The sequence below is a fragment of the Duganella dendranthematis genome (genome assembly GCF_012849375.1).
GTDB lineage: Bacteria > Pseudomonadota > Gammaproteobacteria > Burkholderiales > Burkholderiaceae_D > Rugamonas > Rugamonas dendranthematis.
This window is the reverse complement of the sequence record NZ_CP051684.1, coordinates 3,002,092-3,017,877: the sequence shown is the minus strand read 5'-3', so window position 1 is coordinate 3,017,877 and position 15,786 is coordinate 3,002,092. Positions and strand designations below refer to the sequence as shown.

At 62.4% G+C, this 15,786-nt stretch carries 17 protein-coding genes and 1 pseudogene; 3 read left to right on the top strand and 15 right to left on the bottom strand.

All coding sequences use genetic code 11. From position 1 onward, the window contains the following. Nucleotides 1–3: 3 nt before the first annotated feature. From HH213_RS13810 to HH213_RS13770, 9 genes are all read right to left on the bottom strand, one after another. On the bottom strand, nucleotides 4–627 hold the full coding sequence (locus tag HH213_RS13810; protein ID WP_110846488.1) for a TetR/AcrR family transcriptional regulator: 624 nt from the start codon (nucleotides 625–627) through the stop codon (nucleotides 4–6). A gap of 260 nt (nucleotides 628–887) precedes the next feature. Then, complete coding sequence (locus tag HH213_RS13805) at nucleotides 888–1,271, bottom strand: RNA-binding S4 domain-containing protein (protein WP_110846487.1); 384 nt, start codon at nucleotides 1,269–1,271, stop codon at nucleotides 888–890. Next, nucleotides 1,268–2,431 (bottom strand): cardiolipin synthase ClsB, encoded by a 1,164-nt coding sequence (gene clsB, locus HH213_RS13800; RefSeq protein WP_110846486.1) that lies wholly within the window; start codon nucleotides 2,429–2,431, stop codon nucleotides 1,268–1,270. The genes HH213_RS13805 and clsB overlap by 4 nt, the downstream gene beginning before the upstream one ends. A gap of 9 nt (nucleotides 2,432–2,440) precedes the next feature. Continuing rightward, the gene (locus HH213_RS13795) at nucleotides 2,441–3,259 is read right to left on the bottom strand and encodes an endonuclease/exonuclease/phosphatase family protein (protein ID WP_110846485.1); all 819 of its coding nucleotides are present in this window, start codon (nucleotides 3,257–3,259) and stop codon (nucleotides 2,441–2,443) included. Nucleotides 3,260–3,323: 64 nt separating this feature from the next. Further along, on the bottom strand, nucleotides 3,324–5,189 hold the full coding sequence (locus HH213_RS13790; protein WP_169112584.1) for a M10 family metallopeptidase C-terminal domain-containing protein: 1,866 nt from the start codon (nucleotides 5,187–5,189) through the stop codon (nucleotides 3,324–3,326). Nucleotides 5,190–5,351: 162 nt separating this feature from the next. Then, a complete protein-coding gene (gene nudB, locus HH213_RS13785) occupies nucleotides 5,352–5,819 on the bottom strand; it encodes a dihydroneopterin triphosphate diphosphatase (protein WP_169112583.1) in 468 nt (155 codons plus the stop codon). A gap of 50 nt (nucleotides 5,820–5,869) precedes the next feature. Then, on the bottom strand, nucleotides 5,870–7,669 hold the full coding sequence (gene aspS, locus HH213_RS13780) for an aspartate--tRNA ligase (RefSeq protein ID WP_174864458.1): 1,800 nt from the start codon (nucleotides 7,667–7,669) through the stop codon (nucleotides 5,870–5,872). A gap of 37 nt (nucleotides 7,670–7,706) precedes the next feature. After that, nucleotides 7,707–8,342, bottom strand: a complete 636-nt coding sequence (locus HH213_RS13775; RefSeq protein WP_110846482.1) for a DUF502 domain-containing protein — start codon at nucleotides 8,340–8,342, stop codon at nucleotides 7,707–7,709. Nucleotides 8,343–8,371: 29 nt separating this feature from the next. Next, complete coding sequence (locus HH213_RS13770; RefSeq protein WP_169112582.1) at nucleotides 8,372–8,662, bottom strand: FmdB family zinc ribbon protein; 291 nt, start codon at nucleotides 8,660–8,662, stop codon at nucleotides 8,372–8,374. A gap of 242 nt (nucleotides 8,663–8,904) precedes the next feature. Here HH213_RS13770 and HH213_RS13765 point away from each other — a divergent pair, with 242 nt between their 5' ends. The 3 genes from HH213_RS13765 to HH213_RS13755 all read left to right on the top strand — a co-directional run bounded on the left by HH213_RS13765 (nucleotide 8,905) and on the right by HH213_RS13755 (nucleotide 9,896). Beyond that, a complete protein-coding gene (locus HH213_RS13765; RefSeq protein ID WP_110846480.1) occupies nucleotides 8,905–9,111 on the top strand; it encodes a hypothetical protein in 207 nt (68 codons plus the stop codon). Next, nucleotides 9,111–9,449 carry a hypothetical protein gene (locus HH213_RS13760; RefSeq protein ID WP_169112581.1) on the top strand — a complete coding sequence of 113 codons (339 nt, stop codon included), beginning with the start codon at nucleotides 9,111–9,113 and terminating at the stop codon, nucleotides 9,447–9,449. The genes HH213_RS13765 and HH213_RS13760 overlap by 1 nt, the downstream gene beginning before the upstream one ends. Before the next feature lie 81 nt (nucleotides 9,450–9,530). Then, on the top strand, nucleotides 9,531–9,896 hold the full coding sequence (locus HH213_RS13755; RefSeq protein WP_308494540.1) for a YXWGXW repeat-containing protein: 366 nt from the start codon (nucleotides 9,531–9,533) through the stop codon (nucleotides 9,894–9,896). A gap of 6 nt (nucleotides 9,897–9,902) precedes the next feature. On the opposite strand, the pseudogene HH213_RS13750 reads toward HH213_RS13755, so the two are convergent. The 6 genes and pseudogenes from HH213_RS13750 to HH213_RS13725 all read right to left on the bottom strand — a co-directional run bounded on the left by HH213_RS13750 (nucleotide 9,903) and on the right by HH213_RS13725 (nucleotide 15,785). Next, nucleotides 9,903–10,495 (bottom strand): annotated as a pseudogene (locus HH213_RS13750) (methyltransferase domain-containing protein). A gap of 5 nt (nucleotides 10,496–10,500) precedes the next feature. Then, nucleotides 10,501–12,069 carry a ubiquinone biosynthesis regulatory protein kinase UbiB gene (gene ubiB, locus HH213_RS13745; protein WP_169115163.1) on the bottom strand — a complete coding sequence of 523 codons (1,569 nt, stop codon included), beginning with the start codon at nucleotides 12,067–12,069 and terminating at the stop codon, nucleotides 10,501–10,503. Next, nucleotides 12,066–12,674, bottom strand: a complete 609-nt coding sequence (locus tag HH213_RS13740) for a ubiquinone biosynthesis accessory factor UbiJ (RefSeq protein ID WP_169112580.1) — start codon at nucleotides 12,672–12,674, stop codon at nucleotides 12,066–12,068. The genes ubiB and HH213_RS13740 overlap by 4 nt, the downstream gene beginning before the upstream one ends. A gap of 77 nt (nucleotides 12,675–12,751) precedes the next feature. Next, nucleotides 12,752–13,663 carry a Tim44 domain-containing protein gene (locus HH213_RS13735; RefSeq protein ID WP_169112579.1) on the bottom strand — a complete coding sequence of 304 codons (912 nt, stop codon included), beginning with the start codon at nucleotides 13,661–13,663 and terminating at the stop codon, nucleotides 12,752–12,754. A 14-nt stretch (nucleotides 13,664–13,677) separates the two neighbouring features. Next, nucleotides 13,678–14,412, bottom strand: coding sequence for a bifunctional demethylmenaquinone methyltransferase/2-methoxy-6-polyprenyl-1,4-benzoquinol methylase UbiE (gene ubiE, locus HH213_RS13730; protein WP_169112578.1), 735 nt, complete (start codon nucleotides 14,410–14,412; stop codon nucleotides 13,678–13,680). 86 nt (nucleotides 14,413–14,498) lie between these two features. Further along, nucleotides 14,499–15,785 (bottom strand): alpha/beta hydrolase family protein, encoded by a 1,287-nt coding sequence (locus HH213_RS13725; RefSeq protein WP_169112577.1) that lies wholly within the window; start codon nucleotides 15,783–15,785, stop codon nucleotides 14,499–14,501. Nucleotide 15,786: the final 1 nt, after the last annotated feature.

Here is a 15,786-nt window from a genome sequence, read left to right as displayed (position 1 = left end):
TAATTAATTGGCGTTTGCAACCACCGCTGCCGGCGACTGCGGATTGCGATACGTTTCGATCAGGCGCTCAAAGCCCCTGCCCGCGCGTTCCAAGCTGCCCGGAATGCGCAGGAAGCGGCCGTCGTGGTGCAGGGCCAGGATCAGGCCGTACATCTCGTAGACCAGCTGCTGCGGGTCGATGCCCTCTTGCAGGTCGCCGGTCTCGATACACTGCTTCACGCAGCGCAGCAGCGCGCCCTGCCAGGCGCCGACCATGGCCATCAACTCTTCGCGGATCGGGCCGGGCCGGTCGTCATACTCGACCGCGCCGCTGATGTAGATGCAGCCCGACGCCACTTCGACGCTGACCCGCTTGACCCAGCGCGCAAACATCGCTTGCAGGCGCTGGATGCCGCGTGGCTCTTTCACGCTCGGGAAGAACACTTCCTGTTCGAAACGGTGGTGATACAGCTTCAGCACTTCCAACTGCAAGTCTTCACGCGAGCCGAAATGCGCGAACACGCCGGATTTGCTCATGTTCATCTTATCCGCGAGCAATCCGATGGTCAGACCTTCCAGACCATCGCGGCTGGCCAGGTCGAGCGCCACGTCCAGGATTGCCGCGCGGGTTAACTCGCCTTTGCGCATAAATTTAGTTGAGGTATTAATAAGATTGCATCCCAGGGTAAAAAGGCGTTTGAGAGAAACGAATATTCTGCTCTACTTAAATTTACTCTGTGTGAAAAGAATTGCGAACGCTCGTACTATTATCCACTTGGGGTGAATGTCAAACAGTACCTTTAGAGGTGGGGTTCTATTACTGCGGTGCAGCAATAACCCCGCAAGGCGATCACTTGCGGGGTCGGACCCCGGATTGGGTCAGACCCCTTGTCGCTTGGGGGTAGAAGTTATTGCGATTCGCCAACTTTGCCCTGCTGGCGGCGGTCGCGTTTGGTCGGACGGCCTTTGAAACCCGCGGTCGGCTCGCGGAACAGGCGGCGGTTCTCGGCCACCGCCGCGCGCCGCGCGACGCTGACTTCGGTTTCTTCATACAGGTTGCGGGCGATGGTGGCCGGGCCGCGCACATCGGACAAGCCCATCACATCGACTTCCCACTGATCGGAGCCGTTGTCAATTTCCAGCACGTCGCCCAGCTTGACCGTGCGCGCCGGCTTGACGCGGTCGCCATTGACGGTCACCTTGTTGCGGTCCACCGCATCGCACGCCAGCGAGCGGGTCTTGAAGAAGCGCGCCGCCCACAGCCATTTATCCAGTCGTACACCTTCACTCACGCGTATTTCCCCACAGCGAACACCCGCATTATCAATTTGTAGAACACAAACGCCACCTCGTAGCCGATCCGCTTCACATGGCCGACGTGCGCGAAGTCATCATAGGTGATGACCTTGCCGTCGGCAACCGCCGCCTCGATGCGCTGGCGCAGCGCCTGCGCAAACACCGCATCCTTGATCACCACATTGGCTTCCTGGTTCAGGAACAGGCTCAGCCCGTCTACATTGCTGGAACCGACCGTGGCCCAGTCGTCATCGATGACGGCAACCTTGGCGTGCAACTGCGTCTTGTGATATTCCACCACTTTGACGCCGGCGGCAAGCAGCTTCGGGTAGAAGGAATGCGCCACCGCATCCTGCAGCCAGATCTCGCCGACGCCGATCAGCAGCACCACCTCGACGCCGCGTTCGGCGGCCGACGTCAAGGCGCGGCGCAACTTGCGGCTCGGCGCGAAATACGGATTGGCCAGCAGCACGCTCTTGCGCGCCTGCCCCAGCGCCTTCAGGTAGGCGCGCTGGATGGTGTGGCGGTTGCGCAGGTTGTCGCGCACCACAAAGCCGGCCTGCACCGCATGCTCGGCGGCGATTTTTTCGACCTTGCGCATGTCGCGGTACAGGCCGATGCGCTTGATCAGGCCCAGCTTGCCCAGGCGGCGCCATTGCGTCACCGCCTCGGCCTGGATGTCGGCCACCAGCGGGCCACGCACCTGCACCGCGAAATCCCAGCGCGGCGCCGACAGCGCCTTGCTGTGATCGTAATCGCAGAACATATCGTCATTGATGTTGATGCCGCCGACGTAAGCCACCTGGCGGTCGACCACGCAGATCTTGCGGTGGGTGCGGGTGACGCCGCGCAGGAACCACGGATTGAACATGCGGTGCTCGACGCCCTGGGCCACCAGCTGCGCATGCATGCTGTTGACCTGGCGGCGGCCGGTGCCCCACCAGTCGGTAATCATGCGCACCTGCACGCCGCGCTGGGCGGCGCGGATCAGCGCGGCCTGCACGCTCAGGCCGGTGTCGTCGCCGGCGAAGATATAGGTTTCGAAATAGACTTCATACTGCGCTGCGTCGATGGCGCCGATCAGCGCCGGGAAGAAATCGGTCCCGGTATGCAGCAGCGTAACGTCGTTATCGGCGATGAAATTTACAGGGCGCATGGTGTGCGCTCAAGCCAGCGTCAGCGAGGCGACGATGGGAGCGTGGTCTGACAGCTTGGCCCACAGACTACCATGCATTACCTCGGCCGTCTCCACCCGGAAGCCGCGCACGTAGATGCGGTCCAGGCGGAAGAACGGCAGCGCGGACGGGAAGGTGCGGGCCGGGTTGACGCTGCTCTTGCGGCGCAGCTTGCGCATGATTTCGCCCAGCGCACTGTTGGCGCCTTCGATCTCGTCGAACGCCTCGACCACGCCCAGCGCGTTGCGCAGTTCGGTGCTGAGGGTGTTGCGCCAGTCGTTGAAGTCGCCGGCGATGACCACCGGTTCGCCATGCGGCGCAGTTTCCTTGACGGCGGCGATCAGCGCCTGGGTCTGGCGCCGGCGGCCGCTTTCAAACAGTCCCAGGTGGACCACATAGCAATGCACCGGGCCGCGTGGCGTGTCCAGCATACAGTGCAGGATGCCGCGCTGCTCATAGGCGTGGTCGGAGACGTCGCGGTTGGCCTGGCTGGCGATCGGGAAAGCGCTCAGCAGCGCGTTGCCATGGTGGCCGTGGTCGTAGATGGCGTTCATGCCGTAGGCGGCGTGCAGGTGGCGCGATTCGCCGGCGAAATATTCATGCTGCGCCGCAGCGGGCCAGTGCTTGTGGCCCAGGTGTTCGGCGCCGTATTTGGCGGCCTTGAGGTCGTGCTTGCCCTGCACTTCCTGCAAAAAAACCACATCGGCGTCAAACATGCCGATGGCTTGTTTCAAGGCCATCACGCGCGGTTCCGCGCGTATGCTGGAAACGCCCTTGTGGATGTTGTAGGTAGCGACTCGGATCTTCATGCGACTTATTTTACCCCCGAGACCGCATTCGGGGGTGCGCCGCCGCACGTTCACTTTAACTGACCTAGGCCAGCATCAGGCCGTGGTCGATATGCTGGACGCCGATCAGCTGCGCCAGCGCGGTGCCGCCCTGCGCCAGGCTCGACATCTGCGCCACCGTGCTGATGACGGTACTTTCATAAGCCAGGATGCTGGAATTCTGGTCAACCCGGTCCAATAACGCGCGCGCCGTGGCTGCGGCGGCGTCGCCCGCATAGCCCCCCACCTCGGCCGGTGTGTCCAGCAGCGCGGTGAAGTTGGCGGCCACCGTGACGCGGTTGGCGACCAGCGCAGCATCGACCTGCCCTTGTGCGGTTTTGTTGGCTTCAGCGCCGGCCGCGATATTCAATGCCGCCCAGCCACGCACCAGGTTACCGTTATCCAATTCTCCGGTCCAATAATTCAAGCCGTCCAGGTCGGGCGTGCGGCCCAGCAAGTGGGCGTAAATGGCGGTCACGAAATCGCGGTTGGTGCCATGGTATAGCGTCGCCGATTCCGCGCTGTTGCCGAAGCTGTCGATCAGCGACTTGACAGTAGCATTGGTCGCATAGGCGGCCACAAAGTCGGTGGTGTTGGTTGGCACGTTGGCGCCGTTGAACTGCGACACCATATTGGCCAGGCCGGTGGCGTCGGCTGGGCGGCCGAAATACGCCACGTAGAATTTTTCCGCCAGCGCCGTGTACTGCGCCTGCAACGGATCTTCCGCCAGACTGTTCAGGTTCAGCGCCATGCTGGCATTGGCGAACGACAGGCGCTCGATGTTGGTCAGCGTGTCGGTCTGCGACGGATTGCTTTGCAGCGTGACCAGGTAGCCGGTGCTGGTGGCCGCCAGCGCGTAGCTGCTGAAGTTGCCGGTGTAGACCGCAGTGTCGATGCCGTCACCGCCGTCAATGCTGTTGGCGCCGCCGTTACCCTGCAAATGGTTGGCCACCGCGTTGCCGATCAGCGTATCGTTGCCGCTGCCGCCGATCGCGTTTTCGATCGTCACGCCGTAGGCGATGCCCAGGTTGTTGGTGCCGTCATAGGTGGTGGTCGGCGGCGCGGTATTCCAGACGACGCCGGCCGGCGACTGTTCCGCCACCATGCGCAGCGACGAATAATGACCGGCCTGCAAATCGATCACGCTGCCGACGGTAAAGTTGGCGATCGAAATGGTGTCGTTGCCGCCGGCATCCCAGATGGTGTGCAGGAATGGCGTGGCCGGATCGAAGGTGTAGGTATTGTTACCCGTGTTGTAGCCGGTGTTGGCGCCGTACAGATACTGGATGGCGGCGATGTCGTTGACCATCGGCGAATCCGGCACGATGTTGTACGACTTCCAGCTGTAGCCGGCCGACGTGCGGCTGAAGTCCACCCACACGCTGTTGGGCGCGTCGTCGTAGGCCATGATGGAATACTCGCGGTTGGCGTGCGCCAGGTCGACGTCGCCATCCTCGAACGGGTGTTTCAGGCCCAGCGCATGTCCCAGTTCATGCACCAGCGACATATAGTTGTACGAGCCTACCGACCAGTCGGTGCTGGTGGTCGAGGTGCTGATCCAGACATCGCCGCCGGACGGCGTGTTGGCGGTCGGGAAATACGCCCAGCCCCAGGCTTGGCCGCCGTCGCTGCTGCTTTGCGTGGCCGAGGTGAAGCCCAGGCGGATATCGCCGACCGAGGTGCTGGTTTCCGCCACCAGCACCGGATTGATATTGGCCACATTGGCCCAGGCCTGCAGTGCGCCGGTGGCTGCGGCCTGCTGCGTCGCATCCAGGCCGTAGTGCTGGGCAGCGCTGGCTTCATTGTCGGGTGAATAGCGGCCGCCGCCGGCGCCGCTGTAGACGGCATTGGCGTTGGTGGTCCACGGGAAGCTGTAGGTCACCGTGGTCGGTCCGGCCGTCGTCGTCCCCACTTGCTGCCGCTAATCAAGGCATCGATCGACAGATTGCCGCTATTGAGCACGGAGCCGACAGGGCTGGAAGAGGTAGGACTGGCCATGATACCTTCTAGAACGTAAAGTTTCTTTAGATCTATTGATTGTAGTCAATGATCTTGAGGCTTGCCAGAAAATACGTCAGCCGGCGCCAAAATCCCGCAGCTGCTGTGGCAGCAGCAAGACAGCTTCGGCGTTGGAGGACGAGAAGCATTTGTCGGCCGCCTCCAGGTACGGCAGCCAGACGTAATTCAGATGCTCGCGCGGGCTGAGCGTGATGGCAATATTGCGCGGCACTTCGACGCTGAACACGTGCTCGGTATTTTGCGTGACACCGGGCGCGTAGCGGTGGCGCCACACCGGGTAAATCTCGTACACATTCGACAAGCGCCAGTCGCGCAGCGCGATGCGCTCGCCGTCGGCGACGATGCCGGTTTCCTCGAACAGCTCGCGCGCGGCGGTCTGCAGCAACGGCTCGTCCGGCGCGTCCAGCGAACCGGTCACCGATTGCCAGTAGCCCGGCTTGTCGGCGCGCTCGATCAGCAGCACGTGCAGGTCGGCGGTGTGGATCACCACCAGCACGGATTCGGGTATCTTGTAAGGCTTCATAAACGCGCTAAAAGAAAAGGCGCCGCAGCGCCTTTTCCAGATGAGACAGATTAGCCGGCCACTTTCGGCTCGACCGCACGCAGACGGATATGCAGTTCTTTGAGCTGCTTCTCGTCCACTTCCGACGGCGCGTGGGTCAGCAGATCCTGCGCGCGCTGGGTTTTCGGGAAGGCGATGACGTCGCGGATCGAGTCCGACTTGGTCATCAGCGTCACGATACGGTCCAGGCCGAATGCCAGGCCACCGTGCGGCGGCGCGCCGTATTGCAGCGCATCCAGCAGGAAGCCGAACTTCAGGCGCGCTTCGTCGGCGTCGATCTTCAGTGCGCGGAACACTTTCGACTGTACGTCTTCGCGGTGGATACGGATCGAACCGCCGCCCAGTTCCCAGCCGTTCAGCACCATGTCGTAGGCCTTGGCGATGCAGGCGCCCGGATTGGTTTCCAGCCAGTCTTCGTGGCCGTCTTTCGGCGCGGTGAACGGGTGGTGGGTCGCGGTCCAGCGGTCGCCTTCTTCGTCATATTCGAACATCGGGAAGTCGATCACCCACAGCGGCGCCCAGACGTCGTCGAACAGGCCGGCGGCCTTGCCGAATTCCGAGTGGCCGATCTTGACGCGCAGCGCGCCAATGGCATCGTTCACCACTTTGGCTTTGTCCGCGCCGAAGAAGATCAGGTCGCCGTCTTCGGCGCCGGTCAGTTCCAGAATGGTGGCCAGGGTGGCGTCGTCGATCGATTTGACGATCGGCGATTGCAGACCGTCACGGCCTTTGGCTTTCTCGTTGACCTTGATGTACGCCAGGCCGCGCGCACCGTAGATGGCGACGAACTGGGTGTAGGCATCGATTTCCGAACGCGGCATCGAACCGCCTTTCGGCACGCGCAGGCCGACCACGCGGCCGTTCGGCAGGTTGGCGGCGCTGTTGAAGATCTTGAATTCGACGTTCTTGACAACCTCAGTCAGTTCGGTGAATTTCAGCTTGACGCGCATGTCCGGCTTGTCCGAACCGTAGCTGCCCATGGCTTCGGCGAAGTCCATCACCGGGAACGGGTTCGGCAGGTCGACGTCCATGGTGTTCTTGAACGTTTTGCGGATCATGTCTTCGAACAGATCGCGGATTTCCTGTTCGGTCAGGAACGAGGTTTCGCAGTCGATCTGGGTGAATTCCGGCTGGCGGTCGGCGCGCAGGTCTTCGTCGCGGAAGCACTTGGTGATCTGGTAGTAACGGTCGAAGTTGGCCACCATCAGCAGCTGCTTGAACAGCTGTGGCGACTGCGGCAGCGCGAAGAAGCTGCCGGCGTTGACGCGCGACGGCACCAGGTAGTCGCGCGCGCCTTCCGGGGTCGACTTGGTCAGCATCGGGGTTTCGATGTCGATGAAGCCCAGCTCGTCCAGGTACTTACGCACTTCCATCGTGACCTTGTAGCGCAGGCGCAGGTTGTTCTGCATCTGTGGACGACGCAGGTCCAGCACGCGGTGGGTCAGGCGGGTGGTTTCCGACAGGTTGTCGTCGTCCAGCTGGAACGGCACGGCCACCGAGGCGTTCAGCACTTCCAGTTGCGAGCACACCACTTCGATCTTGCCCGATTTCAGGTTGCTGTTGACGGTGCCAGCCAGACGGTCCTTGACCACACCGGTCACGCGCAGGCAGAACTCGTTACGCACGGATTCGGCGGCCTTGAATACTTCAGCCTGTTCCGGATTGCATACGATCTGCACCAGGCCTTCGCGGTCGCGCAGGTCGATGAAGATCACCCCGCCGTGGTCGCGGCGACGGTGTACCCAGCCGCACAGGCTGACGGTTTGGCCAAGCAGCGCTTCAGTGGTGAGGCCGCAGTAGTGAGTACGCATTGAGGACATGTTTATTTCTCGGTTCAGGTTAAGTTACTCAGTTAATCTTGGTTTCAGTGTCTGGCAGGACGATGGTTCTCGGCGCGTCTTCCGGCGCCACCACGCCCATCGAGACGATGTACTTCAGGGCCGCATCGACACTCATGTCGAGTTCGACCACATCCTTCTTGGCCATCATCAGGAAAAAGCCCGAGGTCGGATTCGGCGTGGTCGGGATGTACACGCTGACGTACTCGCCCACCAGGTGGTTCTTGACGTCTCCGCCCGGCGTGCCGGTCAGGAAGGCGATGGTCCACGAATTCTGGTGCGGATACGGAATCAGCACCGCCTTGCGGAAGGCGTTGCCGGACGACGAGAACAGCGTGTCCGACACCTGCTTGACACTCGAATACAGCGAGCTGACCACCGGAATCCGGGTCAGCAGTTTTTCCCACAGCTTGACCACGTAGTTGCCGACCAGGTTGTTGGTCAGCAGGCCGGTCAGGAACACGATGACGATGGTCAGCAAAGTGCCCAGGCCAGGAATGTCGAAGCCGACCAAGGTGCGCGGCTGCCAGCGTTCCGGCACGAACAGCAGCGACTGGTCCATGGTGCTGATCACCAGGTTCAGCACCCAGGCGGTAATCGCCAGTGGCACCAGGATCAGCAGGCCGGTAATGAAATATTTACGCATCGAGGTCCTTCTGTGTGGATGGGAGAGCTTCAGGTGTCGCCGGTGCCGCCTGTCTTGGCCGGCGCGGGCGCCGGGGCCGGTGCTGGCGCAGCACTCTCCGACGTCGACGCCGGCGCGGTGCCGGTGGCCGGCGGCGTGCCGCCTCGGAAATCGGTCACATACCAGCCGGAACCCTTCAACTGGAAACCGGCTGCGGTGACTTGCTTTTTAAACGACTCTTTACCGCACGACGGGCAAACCGTCAGCTGCGGGTCGGAAATCTTCTGCAAGACGTCCTTGGCAAAACCGCAGGCTTCGCAGCGGTACGCGTAGATCGGCATCTCTTACTCCGCAAAAATCATCAAAACCCTGAATTATAAAGCCTTTTGCCCGCCATCTGACTGTTTCCTGTCGCCAAGCTCCCACCGGTAATCGTTTTCATAGCAAAAATCTATTCGCTTATTGGTTGAGGGCATGTTTTAATACTTGCCTACAAGCGCTGATTTCCCAATCCCTGAATCGTCGCCTCGTTAGCCGTCCCGGACTTACGACGCTCCAACTCTTTGATTCTTTGGGAAATACCATGAAAAAAACGCTGTACGCCGGCCTTCTGGCTGCTTGCCTTTCCGCTCCTGCTTTTGCCGCTTCCAACAAATTTGTCGCCCAGGCGCCGGATGAACCGATGCATCGCCGCGCCGTGCTGTTGTGCATGGCGGTAATGGTCGGCCTGCAATCTTTGCGCTACATGCCCAAACTGCCTGCCCGCCGGACCGTTAAAACTGGCGATTGATGCGCCGCGCGATTTTCCTGCTGGGCGGCGCGCTGCTGGCGGCCGGCCAGGCGTCAGCCATGCGCGCGCATGATTATCTGGATGAACAGCGCGGCCCGGTGACCTTGGCATCCGACCATTTTACGTTCAGCATCAACCTCGAACCGCCGCTGGACACCGCCGCCGTGCTCGCGCCCGCCAGCGACGAGCAGCTGCATGCGTCGGCACAGGCTGCGCCGGTGCAGCTCGCCAGTCCCGTGCCGGAACCGTCCGGCTGGGCGATGCTGGCCTGCGGTGGACTGATGCTATTGCTGATACCACACAAGCGGGACGATTCGGCGTACGCCATTCGCCGCTGAGCGGATATGCGTGGACGCGCACAGACAAGCGTCGCCGATCTCTTTATAACGGTAACCACACCTTACAAAGAGGAGCTCAACATGATGAAGAAACTTTTGCTTGCTGCCGCCATTGCGGCTTCCGCCGGTACGTTTACCCTGCCAGCCTCGGCTGCCGTGATCGTGGTGCAGACTGCGCCGCCAGCGCCGCGCGATGAAGTTGTTCCTCCGCCACGCCACGGCTATGTGTGGGCGCCCGGCTACTGGGACTGGCGCAACAACCGCCACGTGTGGACCAAAGGCCACTGGGAACGCGAGCGCCGCGGCTATGTCTATCATCAGCCAACCTGGGCTGAGCGTAATGGTCACTGGGAAATGACGCGCGGCAGCTGGGCCCGCGGCGACAGCGATCATGACGGCGTGCCGAACAGCCGTGACGACCATCCAAACAATCCGCGCCGTAATTAAGCCGCGTTAGCGTCGCCGCCACACCATCCAGCGCTCCTTGCCGGCGAACACCGGGATGGAGTCGCTGACGGCGTCGTCGGCGACGCACTCGAAATCCGCGCGCAGCAGCTGCTCCAGCTGCGCGCGCTGGATGCCGAACGGCGGCCCCTTGGCCGCCTCATCAAAGAAGAAATACCCTGCCAGCAGCGCCCCGGCGCCAGCAGCTGTGCCCAGCGCGCCGCCACCTGCGGCCACATGGCGCGCGGCATCGCGCATAGAAATGCCCGTTCGTAGATCAATTGCAGCGGCGCCGCCGGCTGCCAGGCAAAGAAATCCGCCTCCACTACCCGCGCCGCATGCTCGCCGGCAGCCAGCTTGCCTTGCGCTACCGCAGCGGGCGAGAAATCGATGGCGGTGGCATCCCAACCCTGCCCGGCCAGGAAGGCCAGTTCATAAGCCGAGCCGCAGCCAGGAATCAGCGTGGTCAGCGGCGAGTTGGCGGCGACGAAATCCTGTAACGCTTGCGGCACGCCGCCCTTGTCCCATGGCGTGAAATGGCGCTCGAAGCGCTCATCCCAGAACGCCGGCGACAACGGATCACGCTGCTGGAAGTCCGCCATGGCGCTTACAGCAGATGGTGGAAGCGCTGATACAGATGGAAGCCGGCCACGCCCAGCGCAAACGCGCCGGCGAAGTAGATCACCAGGCTCAGCAGACGGTTGGTGCGCTGCTGTTCGTTGATCAGCACCTTGATCAGCTCGGTGTTGTCGTTCGGCCGTTCAGCATGCCGTTCCAGCGCCTGATGCGCCAGACGCGGCAGTTGCGGGAAGATGTGGGCGTAGCGCGGCGCCTCGGCTTTCAGGCGCTGCAGGAAGCCTTTCCAGCCGACCTGCTCGCCCATCCAGTTTTCCAGATAGGGTTTGGCGGTCTTCCACAGGTCCAGGTCGGGATCGAGCTGGCGGCCCAGTCCCTCGATATTCAGCAGCGTCTTTTGCAGCAGCACCAGTTGCGGCTGCACTTCAACGTTGAAGCGGCGCGAGGTCTGGAACAAACGCAGCAGGATCTGGCCGAACGAGATGTCCTTCAACGGCCGGTCGAAGATCGGCTCGCAGCAGGCGCGCACCGCCGATTCCAGTTCGTCGACACGGGTTTCTTTCGGCGCCCAGCCGGATTCGATGTGCGCCTCGGCCACGCGCTTGTAATCGCGGCGGAAGAAGGCCAGGAAGTTCTGCGACAGGTAATCCTTGTCGTAATCGGTCAGCGTGCCGACGATGCCGAAGTCCAGCGCGATATAGCGGCCGAAGGTCTCCGGTTCGATCGACACCAGGATGTTACCCGGATGCATGTCCGCGTGGAAGAAACCGTCGCGGAATACCTGCGTGAAGAAGATTTCCACGCCGTCGCTGGACAGCTTTTTCAGGTCGACGCCGGCGGCGGCCAGACGGTCGATCTGCGACACCGGAATGCCGTGCATGCGCTCCATCACGATCACGCTCGGCGAGCAGTAATCCCAGTGCATCTCCGGCACCAGCAGCAGTTGCGAATCGGCGAAGTTGCGGCGCAGCTGGCTGGCGTTGGCGGCTTCGCGCATCAGATCCAGCTCGTCGTGCAGGTATTTGTCGAACTCGGCGACTACCTCTTTCGGCTTCAGGCGCTTGCTGTCGGCCCAGACGTTGCCGATCCACTCGGCGGCGATGTGCATCAGCGCCACGTCCTCGTCGATGGATTTCTTCATGCCCGGACGCAGCACCTTGACCGCCACCTGACGGCCATCCTTGAGCGTGGCGAAGTGCACTTGCGCGATCGAGGCCGAGGCCACCGGCGTGCGTTCAAAGGTCGCAAACAATTGGTCCGGATGGGCGCCCAGCGATTTCTGGATTTGCGCCACGGCCAGGTCGGAGTCGAACGGCGGCACCCGGTCTTGCAGGCGCGACAGTTCGATCACCAGGTCGGCCGGGATCAGGTCGCTGCGGGTCGACAGCACCTGGCCGAATTTGACGAAGATCGGGCCCAGCTCTTCCAGCGCCATGCGCAGCCGCACGCCGCGCGGCGACGACAGGTCGCGCCAGAAAAACGCGGTGTCGATGAATTTGGCGATGCGCGGCTTTTTCAAGCCGGAGATGGCGATTTCATCGAGGCCGTAACGTACCGATACCCGCAGAATTTTCAGCAGGCGCAAGAATTTCTGCATTATTGTGATCCCAGTTTCTGTTCCAGTTTGGCGAGGCGCTTGGCGGTGCGTTCGACATCGTCGCGCAGGCGGTTAACCTCGGCCGAGAAAGCTTCTACCGTGTGCGGCCGCACCAGCACCTGTTTTTCGTCGAGCAGGAATTCGGCGACGTTTTCGGCCAGCTTCTGATGGCCGGCCTTAACCGCTTCAAACGCGGCCTTGGCGCCGGAGACGGCGCGCACGGCGATGATCGGGCCGACCACTTTTTCCAGGTCGTGCTCGGCTTCCCAGCGCAGCGATTTGCTCAGGCTGGAGATGGCGTTGGCGAATTCAGCGTCGCCTTCGATCTGCACGTAGGAGAAGGCGCGCTCGCGGTTTTGCGCGATCAACGGCAGGTCGGACAGCTTGACGCGGATGGTGACGCGGGCCGGCTCGTCGGTGGGCGCGGGCTCCAGATAGCCGTCGGCGGTCACGCGCAGGCGCAGCGCGACGCTGCCGGCGTCGATGCTGGCGGTCTTACCGGCGTGACGCAGCAACTCCTGGCGCGCCCATGGCTCCTGCGCCAGCAAGTGGTTGATGGCGGCGCTGGCGGGCGCTGCGGAGAAACTGCCTGGATTCAATGAAATCATGTTCTAGCCGTTGAAAACAAAACCGCCCGATGAGGGCGGCCTTGATCTTACCAGTTTTACCGGCACAGCCGGGTTGATTACGCCAGTTGCTGGATACCAGCCAGCAGCCAACCGCTGGAGCCGTTGATCGGCTTGGCCAGGTTCCACACCTCGTGGTACGGCTCGGCCAGCGCATCCGGCGCCGGCTTGATCATGCCGGTGAACTTGACGCTGGCCAGATACTCGGTGTCGGTGGTCTCGATGCCCAGCAGTTCGGCATCGATGCTGACCACATCGGTGTAGTCGGCCACGGTGCGCTCGCTGATCTGCATCTTCATCTCGGCAAACACTTCCGGCGTGGTGAACTCGCGGATATCGGCCACATCGCCTTTATCCCACGCTGCTTGCAGGCGAATGAAATTGCTCTTGGCAACGCGCAGGAAGGTCGCCTGGTCGAAGTCACCCGGCACGCCCCACTGCTGGTGCGCAGGCTGCACTGGTACTGGTGCAGCGGCTGGCTGCAGACGCGAACCGATATCCGGCGTCGCCGAACCACCTTGCGGCGGCATCGAATACACATTCTGGTTGCCGCCAAACGCCGCCGGCGCAGCGGCCGGTTGCGATTTGCCGCGAATCAGGCGGAAGATGAAGAACACGACACCCGCCAGCAGCGCCAGCATGATGATCGAGCCGATTGCGCCACCCAGCGCGCCGCCCAGACCGAAGTGCGAGAACAAGGCGCCCAGGCCCAGCCCCAGCAGCGCGCCGCCGAGAATGCCCTTCCAAGGGCTAGGTTTTGGTGCGGCCACCGGCGTCGTGCCCGGCGCCGGCGCAGGCTGGGCCTGGCGTGGCGCTTGCTGCGGTGCAGGTTGAGCAGGCATGCGGTTGACGTTCTGCGACTGGCGGCCAAACGAACGGCCACCGCCGGCAGGACGAGCGATCGCCTCGCTCAGCATCGACATGGCGGACACGGCGATTACCGCGCCGATCAGGATTTTTTTCAAGTTCATGGTCACTCCAGTCATCACATTTTGATACCGGTGTGTAAAGCGGCCACACCTGCCGTCAAGTTGTAATACGTTACGCGTTCCAGGCCCGCTTCTTCCATCATGGTTTTCAGCGTTTCCTGGTCCGGGTGCATGCGGATCGACTCCGCGAGGTAGCGATAGCTTTCCGCATCGCCGGCGATCTTCTGGCCCATCCACGGCAGCACCTTGAACGAGTAGATGTCGTAGGGCTTTTGCAGCGGCTCGGCCACTTTCGAGAATTCCAGCACCAGCAGCTTGCCGCCTGGCTTCAGCACGCGGCGCATTTCCTTCAGCGCCTGGGCTTTGTGCGTCATGTTGCGCAGGCCGAAGGCGACGCTGACGCGGTCGAAATAGTTGTCCGGGAAAGGCAGTTTCTCGGCATCGCACAATAAGGTGGGGGTCATCAGGCCGCGATTCAAGAGGCGGTCGCGGCCAACGCGCAGCATCGACTCGTTGATGTCGGTCAGCCAGACTTCGCCGGTGGGGCCGGCCTGCTTGGCGAACACCTTGGCCAGGTCGCCGGTACCGCCGGCGATATCCAGGCATTTGAAGCCCGGACGCACAGCCGCGTTAGCGATGGTGAAAATCTTCCAGACGCGGTGCAGGCCAGCCGACATGACGTCGTTCATGATGTCGTACTTGGCGGCGACAGAATGGAAAACCTTGGCGACTTCGCGGACTTTATCTTCTTCCGCGACGGTCTTGTAACCGAAGTGAGTGGTATTGGTCATGGTATGCAGGCCTGTTAGTTTGCCAGCATTATACAAGCTGACAGCCTTACAGGCGCCTTAAGAACATGATCAAGCTGACAACTCGCTCATTGCGCTGGCAGATGGCGCCACTCCAGACCGAGCGCGGTACGTTTGGCGAAGCCCTTCCACAGGCCGGGATCGGGCTTGGCGGTGCCGTCGGCTTGCAACGGCGGCAGGTCGAGGTAGGATTGGAACGGCTGCTGTTTCAGCTGGATGCCGAGGAAAGCCGTGACAAAGTGCTGGTTGATGTTGTTGATACGGCGGCTGTCCCACACCGGCTCGGAATAGGCCATGAAGTCGTCGAAATTGCTCCATGCGGCCGGCGACGGCGGATTCGGCGCCGAGTTGTGGCGGCCGCCAACGTAGGTCAGCAGGTAGCGGTTGGCGTGCACCGTGCCCTCGAACAGTTTAAGCACGCCGTCCTTGTAGCCGGCCACGTCATCCTGGTCGCCGCTGATGAACAGCGTCGGCGTGCGCACGCCGGCCAGCCCGGCTGCGTCCCACACCTGGTTGGCAGCGCCCCACGGCGCGAAGGCCACGACGGCCTTGATGCGCGCGTCGCGCTGCGCTTCGTATTGCTGGTTGCCCTGCTGGTTGATCGCCAGGCTGCCGCCAGGGACGTACGCCACCGCCGACGCGCTGATGCCGGCGCCGACCGCGTTCAGCGCGCCGTAGCCGCCCATCGAGTAGCCAATCAGGGCGGTATTGTCGGCGTCCACCACACCGGCCAGGAAGTTGCCGCTGCCCGGCTTGGCCCAGGCGGCGACGGTGTCCAGCACGAACAGGTCGTCCAGCCGGCGGTTCAGCAGCGTGCTCGGGAAACCGGCTTTGTCGGCGCGCGTGGATTCGAGATGATCGATGGCGACGACGACATAACCTTTCGACGCCAGGTTCTCGGTCAGGTAACTCATTTGCAGGCGCGAGCCGGGATAGCCGTGCGAGACGATCACCAGCGGGTAGCGCCCGCCCTGCCCTGCGGCTGGCGCGGCGTCGCGCGCGGCGCGGCCGTTGAACTGGAACGGCGTATTCGGCCGCTTCGGATCATTGGCGCCGGCGCCCAGCACGTCGGTATAGACGGTGTGCTCCTTCTGTCCGGCCGCCAGCCGCGCCGGATACCACACCTCCAGCGTTAGCTTGCGGCTATAGCGTGGATTCGGCTGCCCGGCCGTCGCATGCAGGATATCGAGTTGGTCCTTGTGTTCCGCCACCAGCGTGCGCACGCCCACTTGCAGCGGACCGCGTGCCGCCAGTTCCGGCGCATCGGGACGGAAATCGCCGTAGTATTCCTGCGCGCCGACCTGCGCCGCCGCCAAAGCGACCGCCAACACCAACATCCTGCTTACTGCTTTCATG